This is a genomic window from Methylobacterium platani, assembly GCF_001653715.1.
GTDB lineage: Bacteria > Pseudomonadota > Alphaproteobacteria > Rhizobiales > Beijerinckiaceae > Methylobacterium > Methylobacterium platani.
Map to the genome: position 1 here is coordinate 10,696 of NZ_LWHQ01000021.1, position 20,348 is coordinate 31,043.

Here is a 20,348-nt window from a genome sequence, read left to right on the forward strand (position 1 = left end):
GTCGTCCGGGAAAGGGGGTCGGCCAACGATGGGCCGCGAGGCCGACCGCAGGGCGACGGAGATCGTGTCGTGTACCGTGTTGCAGCGTGATCGGGCGCTGCTCCAGCGCTTCGACCGGCGACCGATCCTCGGGCCGCCACCGCCTCCTCCGGCAGCGCCGGCCGGTCGCGAAGGCAGGCATTCCCCCGCCTCGTGCGGTCACGAGGTCGCGTGCGCGCGGGCCCGCCCTCAGGCCAGCCACGCCACCAGCAGCGAGACCGTGACCACGGAGGCGAGGTGCGACAGCAGGATCGCCCCCGAGGTCACGCCGGCCTCGAGCCCGTAGAGCTTGGCGAGGGTGAACGGCCCCGAGCCGATCGGCAGGGCGCTCAGCAGCACAGCCGCCCGCGCCCACAGGTCCGGCACCGCGAAGACCTTGTAGACGAGGAGGGCCGTCACCGCCGGCTGCAGCACCAGCTTGAGGACGACGAGGACGGCCATCGGGCGGATCTCGGAGAAGCGCACCCGCTCCTGGGCCAGGAACAGCCCGATGCACACGAGGGCGCAGGGCGAGGCGGCGCCCCCGAGGAGCGCGGCGAAGCGCTCGACCGGCCCCGGCACCGTCGCGCCGGTGAGGCCGACCGAGAGGCCGGCGAGCGGCGCGATGAGGAGCGGGTTGCGCACCAGCGCCCGCACCACCTTGCGGGCGGTGCCCGCGCCCGCCCCCTTCTGCAGGTCGAGCTCGATCAGCACGATCGCGAACAGGAACAGCACGCAGGCGGTGAACAGGGTCGCGATCACCGCCGCCGGCAGGCTCGCCGGGCCGAACACCAGCAGGCAGAGCGGGATGCCCATGAAGCCGACGTTGCTGTAGCCCGCATCCAGTCCCTCGATGCAGGCCTGCGCGCCCCGCAGGGACCGGCCGCGCCCGAGCCCGTAGGCCACCGCGAAGGCCGCCGCGATGCCGCCCGCGAAGGCCGCCGCGAACCCGACCTGGGCGACCTGGTCCGGGGTGATCTTCGCCATGGCGCCGAACATCAGCGCCGGCAGCGCGAGGTAGATCGCGAACCGGTTCAGGCTGTCGGCCGCCGCCGGCCCGAACAGGGCGGTGCGGCCGGACAGGAAGCCCGCCAGGATCAGGGCGAAGATCGGGAGGGCGGCGTTGAGGACGGCCTGCATCGGAGTTAGGAGCGCCGGGACCGGGCGGAGCGCCGGCGAGAGCCGCTTTGGTGCAGCCCGGGCGGTGGCGCAAGGGCGGGAGCCCCGGCATCCCCGGCGGGGCGGCATCGGGCCGGCGCGGGACGGGCGCGGCCGCGACCACGGCGCGGTGGAGCCGCGCGCGGCGATGCTCTAGAGTACTTCACGATCGCGCTGCAATCGTGAAGTACTCTAGGTCTTTGTTTTGCCACGTTTTCTGCGACGAACCGGTTTCCACTTCGTCGGAAAATGCTCTAGAACGAAAAAAGAACAGGCCGGGCGGCGATTTACCGCCGCGCTTGGAGTGCCACTTAGGGTGACGCTCGGGGTGTCACTTCGGGTGCCAGCGGGAGAGCGGAATGGCGATGCGGACGACCTTCATGGTGCAGACCTTCGAGGTGCATCGGAAGCGGTTGCGGCCGGGCGCGCGGGACGTCGCGCCGACGGAGAGCGGGGCGATCAAGCGCGCCGAGGCGATCTCGGGGCGGATGCCGGGAGCGGCGGCGTTGCGGATCGTGGCGGACGACGAGACGGGCGAGCTCGAGAGCGTGACGATCCTCGGCACCTTCGGGGAGATCCCGGAGGATTTCGCCGAGCAGATCAGCGGCGGTTGAGGACGGGAGATCACCCATGGCCTTCAAGGCGAAATCGGCGGCGGAGACCAAGGCGGCGGAACTCGCCGCGATCCTGATCCGGATCGCGGACCGGGAGGGCGCACCGGTCCAGATCGGGGTCGACGACTTGCGGCGGGCGAGCCCGCGCCTGACGCCGCTGGCGATCGGCCAGCTGTTCCGCCGGCACCGCGACGACCTCGACGCGGCGCTCACCGAGCGCGGCTACACCCTCGTCGACTACGTCGACCAGGGGCCCGGGCGCGGGATGGAGTTCGAGATCGCCGCGGCCGAGTGAGGCGCGCCGGCGCGGATCGGCACCATCCGCCCGCGCGGTGACGCCGCAGGCGCCGCGCGCCTGAACGAAGCCGGTTGCCGCATCGCGAAGCGATCAACCGGACACCGTCCGAGGCGGATCATGCGCCGGGCGCATGACACCCCGCACGAAAGTCCGGATTGTGCAGTGCGAAATACCGTGGGATACAGGGTTCACGTAAGGACGCGATGGCGTCGCGGACTTGCCAGCCCTCTTTGGGCGTTTCCTCCCTAGACTTCGGGCCGCTCGCAAGGGTGGCCTTTTTTCTTGTCCGGACCGGTCTTCTTCCGCGCGCCGCGGCGCCCCGGCCGGCTTCCCTTCCCCGCCGATCCTGCCCGCGCTCCCGCCCCGTCCCCTTCCGCCGACGCCGCCCTAGATGCGACCCCGGGATGGGGCGCCCCAGAGAGAACGTCGTCGTCGTGCCCGCATCGGCCCGGCCGCTGCGGCATCGCTCTCAGGAGACTGGCCAATGGCGAGCCGAAACGTTGCCGACCTCATCGTCGAGACCCTGGACCATGCCGGCGTCGACCGCGTCTACGGCGTCGTCGGCGACAGCCTGAACGGGCTGACCGAGGCGATCCGGGCCCGGGGCCGGATCCGCTGGGTCCATGTGCGCCACGAGGAGGTGGCGGCCTTCGCGGCCTCGGGCGAATCGCAGGGGACCGGCGGGCTCGCGGTCTGCGCCGGCTCCTGCGGCCCGGGCCACCTCCACCTCATCAACGGCCTCTACGACGCCCACCGCACGCGCACCCCGGTGCTGGCGATCGCCGCCCACATCCCCTCGGCCGAGATCGGCACCAACTACTTCCAGGCCACCCACCCGGAGGCGCTGTTCCGGGAGTGCAGCCACTATTGCGAGATGGTCTCCGACCCGGCCCAGCTGCCCTACGTCCTCGAGATCGCGATCCGCACCGCGATCGCCAAGGGCGGGGTGTCGGTGGTGGTGATCCCCGGCGACGTCGCGCTCAAGGAGGCGCCCGCCCGGGCGCTCGCCGCCCCCGCGACGCTGGCGCCGAAGCCTCCGATCGTCCTGCCGCCGGCCTCCGACCTCGACGCCCTGGCCGACCTCCTCGACGGGGCCGGCAAGGTGACGCTGTTCTGCGGCCGCGGCTGCGCCGGGGCGCGCGACCAGGTGCTCCAGCTGGCGGAGGCCCTGCAGGCGCCGGTGGTGCACGCGCTCGGCGGCAAGGAGCATGTCGAGGGCGACAACCCCTACGACGTCGGCATGACCGGACTGATCGGCTTCTCCTCCGGCTACGCCGCGATGGAGGCCTGCGACGCCCTGCTGCTGCTCGGCACCGACTTCCCCTACCGCCAGTTCTACCCGGAGAAGGCGAAGATCGCCCAGGTCGACATCCGGCCGGAGAATCTCGGCCGGCGCTGCCGGCTCGATCTCGGCCTCGTCGGCGACGTCGCCGTGACGATCGCCGGCCTGCTGCCGCGCCTGAGGACGGGCCGGGATTCGGCCCATCTCGACGCCTGCCGCAAGCACTACGCCAAGGCCCGCGAGGGGCTCGACGAGCTGGCCACCGGCACGCCCGGGCGCCGGCCGATCCACCCGCAATACCTCGCCCGCACGGTCAGCGAGGCGGCGGGCCCGGACGCGGTGTTCACGGCCGATGTCGGCACGCCGACGATCTGGGCGGCGCGCTACCTGACGATGACGCCGGGCCGCCGGCTGATCGGCTCCTGGTCGCACGGCTCGATGGCCAACGCCATGGCGCACGCGATCGGGCTCCAGGCCGCGCAGGCCGACCGGCAGGTGATCGCGCTCGCCGGCGACGGCGGCTTCACCATGCTGATGGGCGACCTCCTCACCCTGGTGCAGGAGAAGCTGCCGGTGAAGGTGGTGGTGTTCAACAACGGCACCCTCGGCTTCGTCGAGATGGAGATGAAGGCCGCCGGCTACCTCGATACCGGCGTCGCGCTCCAGAACCCCGACTTCTCGGCCATCGCCCGCGCCGCCGGCCTCTACGGCCGCCGGGTCGAGGATCCGGGCGAGCTCGGAGGGGCGCTCGCCGAGATGCTGGCCCATGACGGCCCAGCCCTCCTCGACGTGGTGACGAACCGCCAGGAACTCGCCATGCCGCCGCGGATCCAGGCCGAGCAGGTCAAGGGCTTCAGCCTCTACGTGATGCGGGCGGTGATGAACGGCCGCGGCGACGAGATCCTGGATCTGGCCAAGAGCAACCTGCTTCGGTGAGCAACCTGCTCCGGTGAGCAACCTGCTCCGGTGAGCGGACCGGGACGCCGCTCCGGCGGCGTCGCTTGTCCACATCCGGGGTGAGCGCCGCCAGCCGTCGCTCGCCCCGGATCGCGGCAGTCTTCCGTCCCCGCGACCGTGGCCGTTCGGCAGCCGGGGCCGCAGCGGGCTCGCCCGCGCCGAGACATGCGAACGATGTCCCGGCATCCGGAGCGCGGATCGACCTCTGCCTCGTCCGCACGAGGTCGCCGGTCGCGCCGTCATGCTGCGCTGCAACTTGCCTTCCCGGGCGGCAGCGGGGCCGTGTTCGCCCGGGGGCGAGGCCCCCGATAGGTCTTTCGGCCTATGCCGTCCGAGGCGTGCTGGCATGACCCTGCGGCGGTGGACGATCTGTGCCGGCCCGCTGCGGTTTGTTTCTCGATCCGGGTCGCCGGCAACGTCGACTCGTCTCGTCGATATTGCAATCTCCTTCTCCCAGTTTTATCTCTGTATCGGCGAGATAACGCGGCCAAAACTCTCATTGTAATAGATTTAAAACATAGTTCTTGTCGTATTTTCTCAATTTTGCCATTCGGTTTCCGGCCGCCATCGACCGTGTCCTGCCCTGCGCTGTTCTGGTCGATGCCGGTGCTCTTTGCTCGCCCCGGATATCGTCATGCCCGTCCCGTCGTCCCGTCGCGCCTCTCGTCTCTCGCCCGTGGGGCGCCGGCTGACCTCGTCGTTGCTGTCGGGCGTGGTGCTGTCGGGCGGCATGATGGCCGGCGCGCAGGCCCAGGACGCGGTCGAGATCGCGCTCGACACGATCAGCGTCGAGGGCGCCGCCCGCCCCGTCGCCGCCACCGCCGCGGGGACGCAACCGGGCGGGGCGCGCGGGCCGGTGCCGGGCTACGTCGCCTCGCGCAGCGTGGTGGCGACGAAGACCGACACCCCGATCCTCGAGACCGCGCAGTCGATCACCGTCATCGGCCGCCAGCAGATTGAGGACCAGAACGCGCTCACCATCAACCAGGCCCTGCGCTACAGCCCGAGCGTGACGACCGAGCAGCGCGGCGGCGCCGGCGGCACGCGGCTGGAGCAGTTCGCGATCCGCGGCTTCACCGCGCCGCTCTTCCTCGACGGGATGCGCCTGCCGACCAGCCGCGACGCCTTCCCGTCGGTCGATCCCTACCGGATCGAGCGCATCGACATCGTCAAGGGCCCGGCCTCGGTGCTCTACGGCCAGTCCGGCCCCGGCGGCATCGTGAATCTCACGTCGAAGATGCCGCAATTCGTCCGCCACGGCGAGGTCTTCGTCCAGGGCGGCGGCTTCAGCGAGGTCCGCGGCGGCTTCGATGTCGGCGGGCCGATCACCTCCGGGACGACGATCCCGGGCTCGGAAGAGTTCGCCTACCGGGTGACGGGCCTCGGCTGGAACGGCGACGGGCCGGCGGTGACGACCCGGGTCGAGCGCGCCTTCATCCAGCCGAGCCTGACCTGGCGCCCCTCGGCCGACACCTCGCTCACCGTGCTCGGCCTCTACCAGCGCGACCCGTTCTCCGGCTTCTACGGCGGCTTCCCGTCCTTCGGCACGCTCTTTCCGCGCAATTTCGGCAACGGCGTCGTCGGCCGCCTGCCGGTCGACTTCTACGACGGCGACCGCAACTTCGAGCAGTCGGACCGGACGCAGGCCGCGGTGACCTACATCCTCGACCACCGCTTCGACGACGCCTTCCGCTTCCACTCCTCGGGCCGCTTCCTGCGAACGGAGGGGCAGTATCGCAGCGTCTACGGCGCCTTCAGTTCGACCACGCCGATCTCGACCCTCTCGGCGCTGACCGCGGGACCGCTGATCAACCGCTCGCGCATCGCCACCGACGTGGCGATCGACGCCTACACGATGGACAACTACTTCGAGGCGAAGTTCGACACCGGGCCCTTCGCCCACACGGCGTTGTTCGGCGTCGACCACCAGACGATCAAGACCCGCACGCTCTCGACGCCCTTCCCCGCCGCGCCCGACCTCAATGCGCTGGCGCCGAACTACGACATGGCTATCGCGGTGCCGGGCTTCACCAGCAACGCCCGCATCACCGCGCAGCAGACCGGCGTCTATCTGCAGGACCAGATCAAGTTCGACCGCCTGGTCCTGACGCTGGGCGGGCGCTACGACACCGCGCGGCAGGGCGGCCCGACCCGGACCCTCGCCACCGGCGCCGTCGCCTTCCAGGACGTGCCCTCCGACGCCCTCACCTACCGGGCGAGCCTGCTCTACCGCTTCGACGGCGGCGTGGCGCCCTACGTCTCCTACAGCGAGGCGTTCGAGCCGATCGCCAGCGGGCGCATCTACGATCCGGCCTTCGGCACGACCGGGCGCCTGCCCGAGCCGATCTCGAGCCGGCAATACGAGGCCGGCATCAAGTACCAGCCGCCGGGCACCGACATCCTGCTCACCGCCGCGGCCTTCGACATCAAGCGCTCGAACACCCTGACGCCGGACCCCGTCAACGGCCCGACCTTCAGCCTCCAGACCGGCGAGATCGGCGTGCAGGGGGTCGAGTTCGAGGCCCGGGCCAATCTCGCCGAGGGACTGAACCTGATCGGCGGCGTGTCCTTCCTCGACGTGCGCAACACCCGCGACACCAACACCACCTTCAACCAGGTCACCGGCCGGAACGTGCCGATCGTGGGCCTGAGCCCGGTCCAGGTGCCGGACCGGACCGCCTCGCTGTTTCTCGACTACACGGTCCAGTCAGGCCCGCTCATGGGCCTGAGCCTCGGCGGCGGCGTCCGCTACCTCGGCGGCTCCTGGGGCGATCCGGCCAACACCTTCCGGGTGCCCGAGACCGTGCTGGTCGACGCGGTGGCGTCCTACGACCTCAAGCACCTGACCCCGACGCTCAAGGGCTTCAACCTCCAGGTCAACGCCCAGAACCTCCTCGACGAGCGCACCGTCACCGGCTGCTTCTCCTACGCCACCTGCTTCTACGGCCTGCCGCGCACGGTCTATGCGACCCTGCGCTACCGCTGGTAAGGGGGCGGTATGAGCCGGTCGCCCACGCTCCAAGCCCGCGCCGCGGTGGCGGGCCGCGTCGTCCTCGCGGCTTTCGGCGGCTACGCGGTGGCGGCGCTCGCCACCGCCCTGCTGTCGCTGACCCTGCCGATGCCGCGGGCCGAGGCCGTGACGGCGGCGACGCTCCTGAGCTTCCCGATCATGGTGGGCATCGTGGTCGTCGCCTTCGCGGCGCGCTCGCCGACGCGCGCCGCCGCGGTCGTCGGCGGGCTCGTCCTGGCGCTCGGCCTCGCCCTCCGGCTCGTCACCGGAACCTTCCCTATCGGATTCGGGTCATGAAGCAGGGTTTCCGCCAGTCGATGGCCTGGCTCCACACCTGGTCCGGCCTCGTGGTCGGATGGGTGCTGTTCGCGGTCTTCGTCACCGGCACCGCGACCTACTACCGGGCCGAGATCTCGCGCTGGATGCAGCCGGAGCTGAGGCGCGAGGCGACGATCGCCCCCGAGGCCCTCGCGGCCTCCGCCGATCGCGCGGTGGCGTACCTGCAGGAGCAGGCGGGCGGGGCACGAACCTGGTTCGTCACCCTGCCGACGCCGGAGCGGCCGCTGATCGAGCTGTTCTGGCGCAACCGGCCCGGCACCCCGCCCGGCCACGTCCTCCTCGATCCGCGGACCGGCGCCCCCGCGGCGATGCGGGCGACGCGCGGCGGCGACTTCCTCTACCGCTTCCACTTCGAGCTGAACCTGGCCCCGCTCTGGGGGCGCTGGATCGTCGGCCTCTGCGCGATGGTGATGCTGGTGGCGCTCGTCAGCGGGATCGTCACTCACCGGCGGATCTTCACCGACTTCTTCACCCTGCGCCGGGACAAGGCGGCGCAGCGCGGCTGGCTCGATGCCCACAACGTCAGCGGCGTGCTGGCGCTGCCCTTCCACCTGATGATCACCTATTCGGGCGTGGTGACCCTCGCGCTGATGTACATGCCCTGGGGCGTCACCGCCGCCTACAAGGGCGACAGCCAGGCCTACTTCGCCGAGACCGGGCAGATCACGCAGGCCCGTCCGGCGGCCGGCGCGCCCGGCACCCTCGCGCCGGTCGGGCCGATGGTGGCCCGGGCGCTCGCGACCCTCCCCGGGCCGCTCGAACGGCTCACCATCGTCAACCCGCGCGACGCGCAGTCCACCGTGGTGGCGGTGTTCGAGGAACCGCACGGCCTGTCGCACGAGCATCCGCAGGTCGCCTTCGCGGGCACCAGCGGGGCGGTCGTCGAGGTCCTGTCCGGCGGCTTGGCGCCGGCGGCCAGGACCTTCACCACCCTGGTCGGCCTGCACGAGGCGCATTTCGCCGGGACCGCCCTGCGGGGGCTGTTCTTCCTGTGCGGGCTGATGGGCTGCACCATGGTGGGAAGCGGGCTGGTGCTGTGGCAGGTGGCCCGCCAGCCGAAGCACGGCGCGGCGCCGGGATTCGGCTGGCGCCTCGTCCACGGCCTCAACCTCGGCACCGTCGCAGGCCTGCCGGGGGCCATCGCCGCGTATCTCCTCGCCAACCGGCTCCTGCCCCTCGACCTCGCCGGGAGACCCGAATGGGAGGTGCGGGCCTTCTTCGGCGCCTGGATCGCGATCGCGGTCGCAGGGGCGTGGCCGGCGCCGCGCCGGGCCTGGCGCGGGGCGCTCGCCGCCGTCGCTCTCCTGTTCGTCGCGGCGGTGCTCGCGGACGTCGCGACCGCGCGCGGTCTCTGGGACGATCCGGCCTGGTTCCTCGGCTTCGATCTCGCGCTCCTGGCGCTCGCCGCCGGGTTCGCGCTCGTCTCGCGCAAGGTCGCCCGCTTCGCGGGCCCCCGCCGGGCCCGCGCGGCCGGAGCGCCCGCGGGCGTGCCGCGGATGGGGCCGGCATGACCATGCCGGGCACGACCTCGCCCGGTCTGACGCTCCTCGTCTGCGCCGGGCTCGGCTTCCTCGGGCTCGCCGCCCTGTGCCTGAGCCTGGCGCGGCACCATCAGGCCGTGTGGTCCCACCCGCCGGATCACCGCCGCAGGCTCGGGCTGCGCGGCGCCGGCTGGGCGCTGGTCGCCCTGTCGCTGGCCGTGGCGATCCACCGCGACGGCTGGGCATTCGGCCCGGTCGACTGGCTGGGCGCGCTCACCGGGGCCGGCCTCCTGCTGATCGTGGTCCAGTCGTACCGGCCGCGGGCGCTGCTCTGGCTGGCGCCGCTCGCGGCTCTGCTGACCGTCGTGGCGGCGCTCGGGGTGCCGGGTTGAGAGCCGGCGACGCCGTCGACGGACCCGCCCGCAGCCTGCCCGGCGTGGCCGACATCCCTGACCGTCACCGCAGCGGGCGTGCAGCGGAATCCGGGAGGCACGATCGCGCGTCGCGATCCTCGTCTCCTTCGAATGAGGGATGACGCAGCGCCCCGTCCTCTCTAATCCTGTCCGTGACAAGAAAAGCAGAACGGCGGTGAAAAGCCGGCGTGCCGCTTCGCCGGATAGATGATCACCGGTCTCCGACACGCCGGACCCTGCGCGCGAAGCGTCCGCGACTGAACCGATATCCGGAGCGATGCTGCCTGCGCGGGCCGACAGGACCGCGGACGACGGCGCATGCCCGATCGAGAACGCCGAAAGAACCCGCCCGGCCCGGTGATGCGGGCCGTCAGGAGGCCTCCATGCGTGTTCTGACCACCCTCTGCGCCCTCGCCCTGGCCACCGGCCTGTTCTGGGGCACGATGCTGACCCACCCGCCGACCAGCGAGGCGCGGCCCGGCCTCAGCATCGACACCCGCGCCCTCACGCTCGGCGCCAACCTCCGGGACGCGGATCCCTGCGACGCCTACTAGAGAAGTGCGCGGTCGCTCTGCAACACGCGGACGCTTCGCGACTTTTCGTGCTGGTTCCCGGATCTCCTTCCGCTGTCGCTTCAGTCGTCCGGGAAAGGGGCGGCCAACGATGAATCGTCAGGCCGAGTGCGCCGAAACGCTCTAGGCCGGGTGGCGGACGCCCGACGAGACCGGCTGCGTCGCCTCCGCCAGCCAGGCCCGGGTCTCCGCATCCACGAGGTCGGACACGGTCTCGCGCACCCGGGCGTGATAGGCGTCGAGCCACGCCGTCTCCTCCCGGGTGAGCAGGTCCGGGGCCACCAGCGCGAGGTCGATCGGCGCGAGGGTCAGGGTCTCGAAGCCGAGCATCGGGCGCTCGCCCCCCGGAATCTCGCGCTCCTCGACCAGGACGAGGTTCTCGATCCGGATGCCGAAGGCGCGGGGCTTGTAGTAGCCGGGCTCGTTCGAGACGATCATGCCGGGCTGGAGCGCCGCCGTGCCGGTCTTGGCGATGCGCTGCGGTCCTTCGTGCACCGACAGGAAGGCGCCGACGCCGTGGCCGGTGCCGTGGTCGAAGTCGAGGCCGGCCTCCCAGAGCGGGCGGCGGGCGAAGGCGTCGATCTGCGCGCCCGTGGTGCCGCGGGGAAACGACGCGGTCGCGATGGCGATGTGGCCCTTGAGCACGCGGGTGAAGCGGTCGCGCATCTCCGCGCTCGGGGTGCCGACCGCGACGGTGCGGGTGATGTCGGTGGTGCCGTCGCCGTATTGCGCGCCGGAATCGATCAGGAACAGCTCGCCGGGCTGCACCCGCCGGTCGGTGCCGCGGGTCACGCGGTAATGCACGATGGCGCCGTTCGGCCCGGACCCCGAGATGGTCGGGAAGGCGACCTCGCGCAGGGCGTTCGATTCGGCCCGGAACGCCTCGAGCCGCACCACCGCGTCGATCTCGGAGATCGCGCCGCCGGGGGCCTCGCGGGCGAGCCAGGCGAGGAAGCGGGTCACCGCCGCGCCGTCGCGGACGTGCGCGGCGCGGGAGCCGGCGATCTCGGCCGCGTTCTTCACCGCCTTCATGGCGGTGATCGGATCGGGCCCGACATCGAGCGACCCGCCCGCCGCCTCGACCCGCCGGCCGAGCGCGACCGCGCCGGTGGCGGCATCGATCCGCACCCGGGCCTTGGCGGCGCCGAGCGCGTCGAGGGCGTCCGGCAGCGCGCCGGGCTCGTCGCGGTCGGCGAGGCCATCGAGCGCCGCCGCGGCCTCGGTCCCGACCTTGCCGGGGTCGAGGAACAGGCGCGGCCGGCCCTCGCGCGGGATCACCGCGTAGCCGAGCGGCAGGGGTGTGTGCGCGACGTCGCCGCCGCGGATGTTGAAGGCCCAGGCGAGGTTGTGCGGGTCCGACACGACCAGCGCGTCGAGCCGCGCCCTGGCCAGGGCCGCGCGCACCCGGTCGAGCTTCGCGGCCGCGGCCTCGCCGGAGAGGTGCTCCGGATGCGGCACGACGGGCGCCCGCGGGGCGGCCGGGCGGTCGATCCAGACGAGGTCGACGAGGTTGAGGGAGGTCGGCTCGACGCGCCCGCCCGCGGCCGCGGCGGCCCGCTCCAGCCGGGCAAGGCCGTCCGCCGTGTGCAGCCAGGGATCGTAGGCGAGCACCCCGCCCGCCGGCAGGTTGGCCTCGATCCAGGCCTCGACGGAGGTCTCGGCCAGCGGCACCGGGGTGACGACCGCCGTGTCGACCTGCTCCCCGGCCTGGAGGGTGTAGCGCCCGTCCACCACCAGGGCGGCCTTGTCGGCGAGCACCACGGCGGTGCCGGCCGAGCCGGTGAAGCCGGTCAGCCAGGCCAGCCGCTCGGCGTTGGGCGGCACGTATTCGGACTGGTGCTCGTCGGCGCGGGGCACGACGAAGCCGGCGAGGCCCCGTTGCGCCATTGCGGCCCGGAGCGCGGCGATCCGCGCCGCGCCCTCCCGGTGGCTGGGATCCTCGAAGCTCTGGAAGCGGGCGGTCTGGCTCATGCCCCCTGGGGTACGACGCCCCGGGCGGGGCGGCAACCGCCCGCAGCGCTCAATAGAGCGGCTGCAGCCGGACGTTCGGCACCGCGAACGGCCCGACCACTACCCGCCCGCCGGTGAGACGGACCGTGGGCAGCACCTTCAGGGGCGGCTCGCCGGGGCGGTCCTGGCCGCCCGGGGCGGGCTGGCCCGGGGCCGGCTCCCGGCGGCGCCCGCCGAGGAACTGGCCGACGATGTTGCCGATCAGCGCCGCGCCGTCGCCGCCGAGGCGCGCCCCGATCTGCTCGCTGATGAGCGGGGCGATCACCTGTTCGAGGCCCGCCGTGCGCACGTCGAGCTGGCCCGTCGGCCGGTGCTCGTCGTCGAGGGAGAGCACGCCCTGCGCCCGCAGGCGCCGGCTGCCCTTCTCGGCGGCGAGGCTCGCGATCTCGACCGCGCCGCCGGCCTCGCGCCAGCGCTCGAGCTCCTGCGCCAGGGTGCGGGTGCGGAAGCCCGCCGCCCGCGTCACGGTGGCGTCGAGGGCGATGTCGGCGGGCTCGGTGCCGCCGAGCACGGGATCGAGCAGCGGCAGGCCGGCCTGCATCACCCGCAGGCTGAGATCGACCGCGCCGTCGGTGGCGAAGCGCCCCGGGGTCGGCCGGGCATGCAGCTCGAGATGCCTGGCCGAGAAATCGATCGGCGAGGGATCGGCGCCGGTGACGGCGCCTTTCAGCCCGTCGACCACCAGGGAAGCGCGCTGGAAGCCGTCGCCGGTGACGTGCAGGCTCGCCTCGAGGTCGCTCCAGGTCACGTCGGCGTCGAGGCCGCCCTGCTGCACCTTGAACGGCCCGGTCGCCTCCAGGATCACGTGGCGCGGCTGGTAGACCTGCGCCACCGCCACCACCGGCCCGACGGTGAAGCGCACGTCCGAGCGGGCAAACCCCAGCGACGAGCAGCGCAGCTCGAAGCGGAAGGGGTAGCCGGTGAGCGAGCGGTCGGCGCAGGTCCATTGCCGCCCGGCCTGCGCCTCGCGGGCGAACCAGCCGTCGATCTCGCTCTCGGCCTTGCCCCGCAGCCAGAACCAGCCCCCGGTCCAGACCAGCGCCAGCACGACGAGCAGCACGAACGGCGCGAACAGTCCGAGGCGCAGGCCGGGCCCGCGGCGCGGGCCCTCGCCCGTGCGCGGCGTCTCGTTCGTCGGCCCAACGGTGGTCGGCCTGTCCATCGGCATGATCCCGGCGCTGCGGCGGCCCGCGGGCCGCCCGGATTGAACCGCGTCCCCGTAGCTGCTACCGGCCGCGCCCGGCAAGTGAGGCTATCTCACGAGGTCGTGCCGGCAAGACGCACGGCGAGACGCAAGAACGAGCGGGGGGCGGATGACGATGGAGGCGGGGACACCGTCGGATCTCTGGGTGTTCGGCTACGGCTCGCTGATGTGGCGGCCGGGCTTCCCCTTCGTCGAGAGCGGCCCGGGCCGCCTGCGCGGCTACCACCGCTCGCTCTGCGTGCTCTCGCACGTCCATCGCGGCACGCCGGAGCGGCCGGGCCTGGTGCTCGGCCTCGACCGCGGCGGCTCGTGCCGCGGCACGGCGTTCCGGGTCGCCCGCGCCGACGCGGCCGAAACGCTCGCCTACCTGCGCGAGCGCGAGCAGGTCACGGCGGTCTACGTCGAGCGGGTGCTCGGCGTCACCCTGGACGACGGGCGCCGGATCGAGGCGGTGACCTACCTCGTCGACCGGCGCCATCCGCAATATGCCGGCCGCCTGCCGGAGGCCGAGCTGGTGCGTCTGGTGCGCCAGGGCCTCGGGCGCTCGGGCGCCAACCCGGACTACGTCCGCCACACCCACGACCAGCTCGTCGCCATGGGCATCCCCGACCCGATGCTCGCCCGCCTCGCCGCCGCCTGCGCGGTGCCGAGCCCGTAACGGTCGAGCAAGGATGCGCCGAGGCCGGGCCGATCATTTCCGGTTCAGGCGCGTTGGTTCGTTTGGGCCGCCAAGAGCCCGAACAGGCATTGCCGGGAGCGCCTCCGCGTTGATGAACCCCACCACCCACCTCGCCCTGATCAACGCCTTCGTCGGCGACATCCAGGGCGGGCTCGGCCCGTTCCTCGGCACCTGGCTGGCGCAGGCCGCGCAATGGGGCCCGAGCGAGGTCGGCCTCGTCACCACCATCGTGGGCTTCGCCACCCTGGGCCTGAGCGGGCCGCTCGGCGCCCTCGTCGACCGGCTCGGCCGGCCCCGGATGCTGATCGCGGCGGCCTGCGCGGCGATCCTGGTCGGCACCCTGCTGCTACTGCCGGCGCGCTCGTTCGTGCCCGTGCTCGTCGCGCAGTTCATCGCCGCCGCCGGCGGCACCCTGGTGGTACCGGCGGTGACGGCGCTGACCCTCGGCATGGTCGGCAAGCAGGCCTTTCCCAAGCAGCAGGGCCGCAACCAGGCCTGGAACCACGTCGGCATCCTGGGCGCGGCGCTCGCGATCAGCTTCGGCACGCCGGTGATGGGCCCGAGCATCGCCTTCTGGGTGCTGGGCGGCCTCTCCGCCTGCGCCATCGCGGCGGCGCTGACGACGCCGAGACAAGCCTATAACGGCCGCCGCGCCGTCGGCTGGAGGGAGGACGACCCGGACGACAAGCCGGAGCGCTCCGGCATCCTGAAGGTCCTCGCCGACCGGCGCCTGCTGATCCTCTCGGCGGCGCTGGCCCTGTTCAACCTCGCCAACGGCTCGATGCTGAGCCTGCTCGGCCAGAAGCTCGTCGCCTCGGGCCAGGACGGCACCGGCTGGACCGCCCGCTACGTCATCGTCGCGCAGGCCGTGATGATCCCGGTGGCGTTGTTCGCCGGCTCGCTCGCCGACCGGCGCGGGCGGCGCCAGCTCCTCCTCGTCGCCTGCGCGGTGCTGCCGGCCCGCGCGCTCCTCTCCGCCTTCCTGTCCGATCCGTACTGGCTGATCCTCGCCGAGGTGCTGGACGGCGTCGCCTCCGGCGTCATCGGCGTCGCGGTGCCGGTGGTGGTGGCGGACCTGACCTGGGGCTCGGGCCGCACCCAGACGGCGCTCGGCACGGTCGCGGCGGTGCAGGGCGTCGGCGGTGCCCTGTCGGGGTGGGTCGGCGGGCTCCTCGCGCTCCATCTCGGCTGGACCTGGGCCTTCCTGGCGCTCGCCGTGCCGGCCGGCCTCGCCCTGATGATGGCGCTGTGGCTCGAGGAGACCTGCGCCCCCGGCGGCCAGGACGGGGCCGGGGCGGCCTGCAGCCAGTCGAAGCCGCCCGAGGAGGCCGAGCCGCGCCGCGAGGAGGCGGGGGCGCCGGCGGGGCCGTGAGGCCTCGCCGGGGAGGCGGCCCCTCGCCCTCGCCGGGGACGGCGTCGGCTGACCCCTGGACAGGGCGGAGGCCGGCGTGATGCTATCGCGGCTCGACGTCCCTGAGGCTCCTGAGGTGAGTGCGCCCCCATGAAGACGCTTCTCGTTCCGGTCGCCCGCCACACCCTGCTCGATTCGGTGCTCGACACCGCCGTGCTCGCCGCCCGCCGCTTCGGCGCCAGCATCGAGGGGTTCGGCCTGCGGCCGGCGCTCGCCGAGTACGTCCCGGTCGACATGGTCGGGGGCATGACCTGGGTGCGCGACGAGGAGACCGACCTCGTCGAGGCCCGCGATTGCGGCGGGCTGTTCACCGCCGCGATGGAGCGCCACGGCGTCGCCCGCGAGAGCGCCGACATCGGCAAGAACGGCGCGCGCTGGCGCTGGCTGCCGGATGCGCCCCCCGGCGACGGTTTCCTCGCCCAGCACGCGCGGCTGTTCTGCGCCACCGTCGTCGGCCGGCCCGGCAGCGGCGAGGGCGCGCCGCGCATGACGACCCTCGAGGCGGTGCTGTTCGAGAGCGGGCGCCCCCTCGTCATCGCCCCGCCGAACCCGCCCGCGAGCATCGGCGAGACCGTGGTGATCGCCTGGAACGGCTCGACCGAGACCGCCCGCGCCGTCGCCTTCGCGGCGCCGTTCCTGCGCGCCGCCTCCCGGATCGAGGTCCTGGGCGTCGATGCCGGCATGGTGCCGGGCCCGAGCGCCGAGGAACTGGCGGCCGTCCTCAACCGCGAGGGCCTGTCGGCGCAGGGGCGCACCCTGGCGGCCGGCCGCCGGACCGCCGGCGAGGTCTTCCTCACCGAGGCCGAGGCGATCGGCTGCGACCTCCTCGTCAAGGGCGCCTACACCCAGAGCCGCCTGCGCCAGATGATCTTCGGCGGCGCCACCAGCCACATCCTCGCCCACGCCGCCATGCCGGTGCTGATGGCGCATTGACGGACCGCGATGACCGATTTCACCCTCGATCCCCGGCTGTCCGCCGACACCATCGCGCTCGGCGACCTCGCCCTGTCGAGCGTGCTGCTGCTCGACGACAAGCGCTTCCCCTGGCTCGTCCTGGTGCCGCGGCTGCCCGGCCTCTCCGAGCTCACCGACCTGTCCCCCGAGGATTCGGCCCGCCTGATGGAGGAGACCCGGCTCGCGGTGGGAGTGATGCAGGCGCTCGCCAAGCCCGACAAGGTGAATGTCGGGGCGCTCGGCAACGTGGTGGCGCAGCTCCACGTCCACGTGGTCGGGCGGTTCCGCTCCGACCCGGCCTGGCCCGGCCCGGTCTGGGGCTACGGCACCCGCGAGCCCTATCCGGCGCACGCGGCGGCGCAGCTGGTGGAACGGGCAAGGGCGCTGTTCGCGGCGGCGTGAGCGGCGGGGCATCGCCGGCACGCCGTCGGCGGAATTCCGCCGGCCCACATCCCCGGCCGGCGGAATGTCGCGCAAAACCGGGTCCCTCCTGGTGATAACTGTCTGATCGAGAAGGGTATTTTATTTCTCCGGGGTTGGCCCCGCGCTTGCCATCGCTCTCCCGCGTCCCGCCGACGCTCTCCGCGAAGAGGCCGACAGGCCCCGGAGCCTCGGACGGGACGATCCGGCCCGCGTCGTTGCGGGCGAACCAGATCAGGGAGAACGTCCATGAGCATGGCCGCACCCGTGGCCGTCGAGGCGGCGCCCGTCGAGGCGACCGACCGGCAGAAGATCAAGGCCATCGTCGCCGCCTCGTCCGGCAACCTCGTCGAGTGGTACGACTTCTACGCCTACGCCTTCACGTCGATCTACTTCGCCTCGGCGTTCTTCCCGTCGAGCAGCCCGACCGGCCAGCTGCTCGCCACCGCCGGCATCTTCGCGGTCGGCTTCTTCATGCGGCCGCTCGGCGGCTGGATCTTCGGGCGCATCGCCGACCGGCGCGGCCGCAAGTCCTCGATGGTGTTCTCGGTGCTGCTGATGTGCGCCGGCTCGCTGATGATCGGCCTGCTGCCGACCTACGAGACGATCGGCGTGCTCGCCCCGGTCCTGCTCCTCGTCGCCCGCCTCGCGCAGGGGCTCTCGGTCGGCGGCGAGTACGGCACGGCGGCGACCTACATGAGCGAGATCGCCGGCAGGGGCCGGCGCGGCTTCCTGTCGTCGTTCCAGTACGTCACCCTGATCGGCGGCCAGCTGCTGGCGGTGCTGGTGGTGTTCGCGCTCCAGCACGTGCTCACGGCCGAGGAGATGCGGGGCTGGGGCTGGCGCATCCCGTTCCTGATCGGCGCTGCCGCGGCCGTCGTCGCGATGATGCTGCGCGGCTCGCTCAAGGAATCCGCCTCGCACGCGGCGATGACGAGCAAGGAGGCCGGCTCGCTGCGCGCCCTGATGCAGCACAAGCGGGCGCTGCTGATCACCCTCGCCTTCACCATGGGCGGCTCGCTCTACTTCTACACCATGACGACCTACATGCAGAAATTCCTGGTCAACACGGTGAAGCTCGACCTCAAGACGGTCTCGACCGTGATGACTCTGGCGCTGGTGGTGTTCATGCTGCTGCAGCCGGTCTTCGGCGCCCTGTCCGACCGGATCGGGCGGCGCAACAACATGATCCTGTTCAGCGGGCTGGCGATGCTCGGCGCGGTGCCGCTGCTGTCGAGCCTGTCTCTGGCGACGAATCCGTGGGCCGCCTTCGGGCTGATCCTGACCGGCCTCGTGATCGCGACCTTCTACACCTCGATCAGCGGCGTGGTGAAGGCCGAACTGTTCCCGGCCGAGGTGCGGGCGCTCGGCGTCGGCCTGCCCTACGCCATCGCCAACGCGCTGTTCGGCGGCACGGCGGAATACGTCGCGCTGTCGTTCAAGACCTACGGCAACGAGAGCCTGTTCTTCTGGTACGTCGCCGCCATGGCGGCGGTCGCCTTCGCCGCCTCGCTGTGGATGCCCGATACCCGCAAGTACGGCTACCTCGACGGCAACGGCCGGATGGGCGACTGATCCGGACACGGCCGGGCCCCGGAACGGGGCCCGGCAGAGATCCAGGGAACAGGGATCCGGGATCCCGCGCCCTTCGCAGCCGAGGCCTCCGGCATGAGCCAAGCCCCGCCCTCCGGATCGCGCCCACCGCGTCGCGCGCGCCTCGTCCGGTCCGGAATCCGGCCCTGGGCGCTCGCCGGGGCGATCCTGGCGCTCACTCTCGCGGCGTTCCTCGCCACCCTGGAGGCCGGCCGCGAGCAGGTGCGGCGGGCCTCGCGCCAGCGCCTCGTCATCGCCGAGGCGGTCCTGCGGGCGGCGGTCGACCGCTACCGCTATCTCCCGAGCGTGCTCGCCCTCGACACCGAGGTGCGGGACCTGCTCGCCGATCCCGGCGCGCCGGCCGCGATCGCCGCCGTCAACGCCAAGCTCGAGGCGATCGCGCGGGCCTCCGGCGTCGCGGCGATCTACCTGATGGACGCCCACGGCCTGACCCGCAGCGCCAGCAACTGGAACGAGCCGCTCAGCTTCGTCGGCTCCTCCTACGCCTACCGGCCCTATTTTCGCGACGCCGTGGCGACCGGTGCCTCGCGCTATTTCGGGGTCGGCACCACCACGCAGCAGCCGGGTCTGTTCATCGGCCGGGCGGTGCCCGCGCCGGACGGCCACGTCGCCGGAATCGTGGTGGTCAAGGTCGATCTCGAGAACCTGCAGGGCGAGTGGCGGCGGGCCGGCGAGCGGATCCTGGTCTCCGATGCGGCGGGCGTCGTCTTCCTGGCGAGCGAGCCCGCCTGGAAGTACCGCCCGTTCCGTCCCCTGCCGGAGGCCGAGACGCGGCGCATCCGCACGGCGCAGCAATACGGCGACAGCGAGCTGGCACCCCTGCTGGCGAACGGCCCGGCCGATCCGGGCGGGACGATCGACCTGCCCGCCGACGGCCGGACGGTGAGCGGCATCGTCGAGCGCGTCGCGATGCCGGATCTCGGCTGGACGCTCTGGTACGTCGCGCCGACCGGACCGGCTCTCCGCCAGGCCCTCCTGGTGGCGGCGGCCACCGGCATCGCCGGCCTCGCCGTCGTCTTCGCGCTCGCCGCGGCGGGCCAGCGCCGACGGCGCCTGCGCGGCGAGCAGGCGATGCGCCTCGCCCTCGAACGGCGGGTGGAGGAGCGGACGCACGATCTCCGCGACGCCAATGCCCGCCTGCGCGCCGAGATGGACGAGCGCGAGCGCACGACCGCGGCGCTCCGGGCGACCCAGGACGAGCTGATCCATGCCGGACGGCTGGCGGCGCTCGGCCAGATCTCGACGGCGATCAACCACGAGATCAACCAGCCCCTCGCCGCCCTCCGCACCTACCTCGCCAGCACCGCGGTCTTCCTGGAGCGCGGCGACGCGGCGACCGTGCGCCGCAACCTCCAGCGCATGACCGAGGTGACGCAGCGCATCGCCGAAATCATCCGCCACCTCAAGGACTTCGCCCGCAAGACCGGCCCCCGGCATTGCGAGCCGGTGCGCCTCGCCGCCGCGGCGGAAGCCGCCCTCGACCTGCTGCGGACCCGGCTGCGTGCGGAGGAGGTCGCGGTGACCTGCGCGATTCCCCCCGACGCCCTGGTGCGGGCCGAGCCGGTGCGCCTCGAACAGGTGCTCCTGAACCTGATGGTCAACGCCCTCGACGCGATGCGCGACGCGCCCGAGCGCCGGCTGGCCTTGACCGCCTCGCGCGAGCCGGCATCCTCCGGCGACCCGGGTCCCTGCTGGCGCCTCGCCGTCGCGGATAGCGGGAGCGGCATCCCCCCGGAGCACATGGCGCAGATCTTCGATCCCTTCTTCACCACGAAGGCCGCCGGCGAGGGGCTGGGGCTCGGATTGTCGCTGTCCTCGCTGATCGTGCGCGACCTCGGCGGCAACCTCGGCGCCGAGAACGGCGAGCGGGGCGCCGTCCTGACCCTCGTCCTGCCGGTGGCGGAGGCCTGAGAG

Annotated in this window: 17 protein-coding genes; 14 read left to right on the forward strand and 3 right to left on the reverse strand. The window is 72.7% G+C overall.

Going from position 1 to position 20,348, the window contains the following annotated elements; all coding sequences use genetic code 11:
* Positions 1-228: 228 nt before the first annotated feature.
* Positions 229-1,158: an AEC family transporter gene (locus A5481_RS11945; protein WP_048433446.1), complete on the reverse strand. Its 930-nt coding sequence runs from the start codon at positions 1,156-1,158 to the stop codon at positions 229-231.
* Between the two features lie 377 nt (positions 1,159-1,535).
* On the opposite strand from A5481_RS11945, the gene A5481_RS11950 reads away from it, so the two are divergent.
* The 8 genes from A5481_RS11950 (at position 1,536) to A5481_RS34635 (ending at position 10,124) form a co-directional block, all read left to right on the forward strand.
* Positions 1,536-1,790 carry a hypothetical protein gene (locus A5481_RS11950; protein WP_048433445.1) on the forward strand — a complete coding sequence of 85 codons (255 nt, stop codon included), beginning with the start codon at positions 1,536-1,538 and terminating at the stop codon, positions 1,788-1,790.
* A gap of 16 nt (positions 1,791-1,806) precedes the next feature.
* Positions 1,807-2,085 carry a hypothetical protein gene (locus A5481_RS11955; protein ID WP_048433444.1) on the forward strand — a complete coding sequence of 93 codons (279 nt, stop codon included), beginning with the start codon at positions 1,807-1,809 and terminating at the stop codon, positions 2,083-2,085.
* 487 nt (positions 2,086-2,572) lie between these two features.
* Positions 2,573-4,306, forward strand: coding sequence for a ubiquinone-dependent pyruvate dehydrogenase (poxB, locus tag A5481_RS11960; protein ID WP_048433443.1), 1,734 nt, complete (start codon positions 2,573-2,575; stop codon positions 4,304-4,306).
* Positions 4,307-4,961: 655 nt separating this feature from the next.
* Positions 4,962-7,316 carry a TonB-dependent siderophore receptor gene (locus A5481_RS11965; protein ID WP_048433442.1) on the forward strand — a complete coding sequence of 785 codons (2,355 nt, stop codon included), beginning with the start codon at positions 4,962-4,964 and terminating at the stop codon, positions 7,314-7,316.
* A 9-nt stretch (positions 7,317-7,325) separates the two neighbouring features.
* Positions 7,326-7,634 (forward strand): hypothetical protein, encoded by a 309-nt coding sequence (locus tag A5481_RS11970; protein ID WP_048433441.1) that lies wholly within the window; start codon positions 7,326-7,328, stop codon positions 7,632-7,634.
* Complete coding sequence (locus tag A5481_RS11975) at positions 7,631-9,187, forward strand: PepSY-associated TM helix domain-containing protein (protein ID WP_048433440.1); 1,557 nt, start codon at positions 7,631-7,633, stop codon at positions 9,185-9,187. Before A5481_RS11970 ends, A5481_RS11975 begins: the two co-directional genes overlap by 4 nt.
* Complete coding sequence (locus A5481_RS11980) at positions 9,184-9,549, forward strand: DUF3325 domain-containing protein (RefSeq protein ID WP_245238753.1); 366 nt, start codon at positions 9,184-9,186, stop codon at positions 9,547-9,549. Before A5481_RS11975 ends, A5481_RS11980 begins: the two co-directional genes overlap by 4 nt.
* A 404-nt stretch (positions 9,550-9,953) precedes the next feature.
* The gene (locus A5481_RS34635) at positions 9,954-10,124 is read left to right on the forward strand and encodes a hypothetical protein (protein WP_167350047.1); all 171 of its coding nucleotides are present in this window, start codon (positions 9,954-9,956) and stop codon (positions 10,122-10,124) included.
* Positions 10,125-10,265: 141 nt separating this feature from the next.
* Here the strand turns inward: A5481_RS34635 and A5481_RS11985 are convergent, their stop codons facing one another.
* Both A5481_RS11985 and A5481_RS11990 read right to left on the reverse strand, forming a co-directional pair.
* Positions 10,266-12,113, reverse strand: coding sequence for an aminopeptidase P family protein (locus A5481_RS11985; protein ID WP_048433439.1), 1,848 nt, complete (start codon positions 12,111-12,113; stop codon positions 10,266-10,268).
* 49 nt (positions 12,114-12,162) lie between these two features.
* Positions 12,163-13,314, reverse strand: a complete 1,152-nt coding sequence (locus A5481_RS11990; RefSeq protein WP_048433438.1) for a DUF2125 domain-containing protein — start codon at positions 13,312-13,314, stop codon at positions 12,163-12,165.
* A gap of 151 nt (positions 13,315-13,465) precedes the next feature.
* Between A5481_RS11990 and A5481_RS11995 the strand changes: the two genes are divergently transcribed.
* From A5481_RS11995 to A5481_RS12020, 6 genes are all read left to right on the forward strand, one after another.
* A complete protein-coding gene (locus tag A5481_RS11995) occupies positions 13,466-14,014 on the forward strand; it encodes a gamma-glutamylcyclotransferase (RefSeq protein WP_197514175.1) in 549 nt (182 codons plus the stop codon).
* A 112-nt stretch (positions 14,015-14,126) separates the two neighbouring features.
* On the forward strand, positions 14,127-15,407 hold the full coding sequence (locus A5481_RS12000; RefSeq protein WP_082173062.1) for an MFS transporter: 1,281 nt from the start codon (positions 14,127-14,129) through the stop codon (positions 15,405-15,407).
* A gap of 129 nt (positions 15,408-15,536) precedes the next feature.
* Positions 15,537-16,379, forward strand: coding sequence for a universal stress protein (locus A5481_RS12005; protein ID WP_048433437.1), 843 nt, complete (start codon positions 15,537-15,539; stop codon positions 16,377-16,379).
* A gap of 9 nt (positions 16,380-16,388) precedes the next feature.
* Complete coding sequence (locus A5481_RS12010; RefSeq protein WP_048433436.1) at positions 16,389-16,802, forward strand: HIT domain-containing protein; 414 nt, start codon at positions 16,389-16,391, stop codon at positions 16,800-16,802.
* Positions 16,803-17,069: 267 nt separating this feature from the next.
* Positions 17,070-18,395, forward strand: coding sequence for an MFS family transporter (locus A5481_RS12015; RefSeq protein WP_048433435.1), 1,326 nt, complete (start codon positions 17,070-17,072; stop codon positions 18,393-18,395).
* Between the two features lie 93 nt (positions 18,396-18,488).
* Positions 18,489-20,345 (forward strand): ATP-binding protein, encoded by a 1,857-nt coding sequence (locus tag A5481_RS12020; protein WP_053082326.1) that lies wholly within the window; start codon positions 18,489-18,491, stop codon positions 20,343-20,345.
* The last annotated feature ends 3 nt before the right edge of the window (positions 20,346-20,348 follow it).

What these genes read in the sequence shown, in the direction of transcription:
- A5481_RS11945 (WP_048433446.1), bottom strand. Translation starts at nt 1,158, where the DNA reads ATGCAGGCCGTCCTCAACGCCGCCCTCCCGATCTTCGCCCTGATCCTG.
- A5481_RS11950 (WP_048433445.1), top strand. Translation starts at nt 1,536, where the DNA reads ATGGCGATGCGGACGACCTTCATGGTGCAGACCTTCGAGGTGCATCGG.
- A5481_RS11955 (WP_048433444.1), top strand. Translation starts at nt 1,807, where the DNA reads ATGGCCTTCAAGGCGAAATCGGCGGCGGAGACCAAGGCGGCGGAACTC.
- poxB (WP_048433443.1), top strand. Translation starts at nt 2,573, where the DNA reads ATGGCGAGCCGAAACGTTGCCGACCTCATCGTCGAGACCCTGGACCAT.
- A5481_RS11965 (WP_048433442.1), top strand. Translation starts at nt 4,962, where the DNA reads ATGCCCGTCCCGTCGTCCCGTCGCGCCTCTCGTCTCTCGCCCGTGGGG.
- A5481_RS11970 (WP_048433441.1), top strand. Translation starts at nt 7,326, where the DNA reads ATGAGCCGGTCGCCCACGCTCCAAGCCCGCGCCGCGGTGGCGGGCCGC.
- A5481_RS11975 (WP_048433440.1), top strand. Translation starts at nt 7,631, where the DNA reads ATGAAGCAGGGTTTCCGCCAGTCGATGGCCTGGCTCCACACCTGGTCC.
- A5481_RS11980 (WP_245238753.1), top strand. Translation starts at nt 9,184, where the DNA reads ATGACCATGCCGGGCACGACCTCGCCCGGTCTGACGCTCCTCGTCTGC.
- A5481_RS34635 (WP_167350047.1), top strand. Translation starts at nt 9,954, where the DNA reads ATGCGTGTTCTGACCACCCTCTGCGCCCTCGCCCTGGCCACCGGCCTG.
- A5481_RS11985 (WP_048433439.1), bottom strand. Translation starts at nt 12,113, where the DNA reads ATGAGCCAGACCGCCCGCTTCCAGAGCTTCGAGGATCCCAGCCACCGG.
- A5481_RS11990 (WP_048433438.1), bottom strand. Translation starts at nt 13,314, where the DNA reads ATGGACAGGCCGACCACCGTTGGGCCGACGAACGAGACGCCGCGCACG.
- A5481_RS11995 (WP_197514175.1), top strand. Translation starts at nt 13,466, where the DNA reads ATGACGATGGAGGCGGGGACACCGTCGGATCTCTGGGTGTTCGGCTAC.
- A5481_RS12000 (WP_082173062.1), top strand. Translation starts at nt 14,127, where the DNA reads ATGAACCCCACCACCCACCTCGCCCTGATCAACGCCTTCGTCGGCGAC.
- A5481_RS12005 (WP_048433437.1), top strand. Translation starts at nt 15,537, where the DNA reads ATGAAGACGCTTCTCGTTCCGGTCGCCCGCCACACCCTGCTCGATTCG.
- A5481_RS12010 (WP_048433436.1), top strand. Translation starts at nt 16,389, where the DNA reads ATGACCGATTTCACCCTCGATCCCCGGCTGTCCGCCGACACCATCGCG.
- A5481_RS12015 (WP_048433435.1), top strand. Translation starts at nt 17,070, where the DNA reads ATGAGCATGGCCGCACCCGTGGCCGTCGAGGCGGCGCCCGTCGAGGCG.
- A5481_RS12020 (WP_053082326.1), top strand. Translation starts at nt 18,489, where the DNA reads ATGAGCCAAGCCCCGCCCTCCGGATCGCGCCCACCGCGTCGCGCGCGC.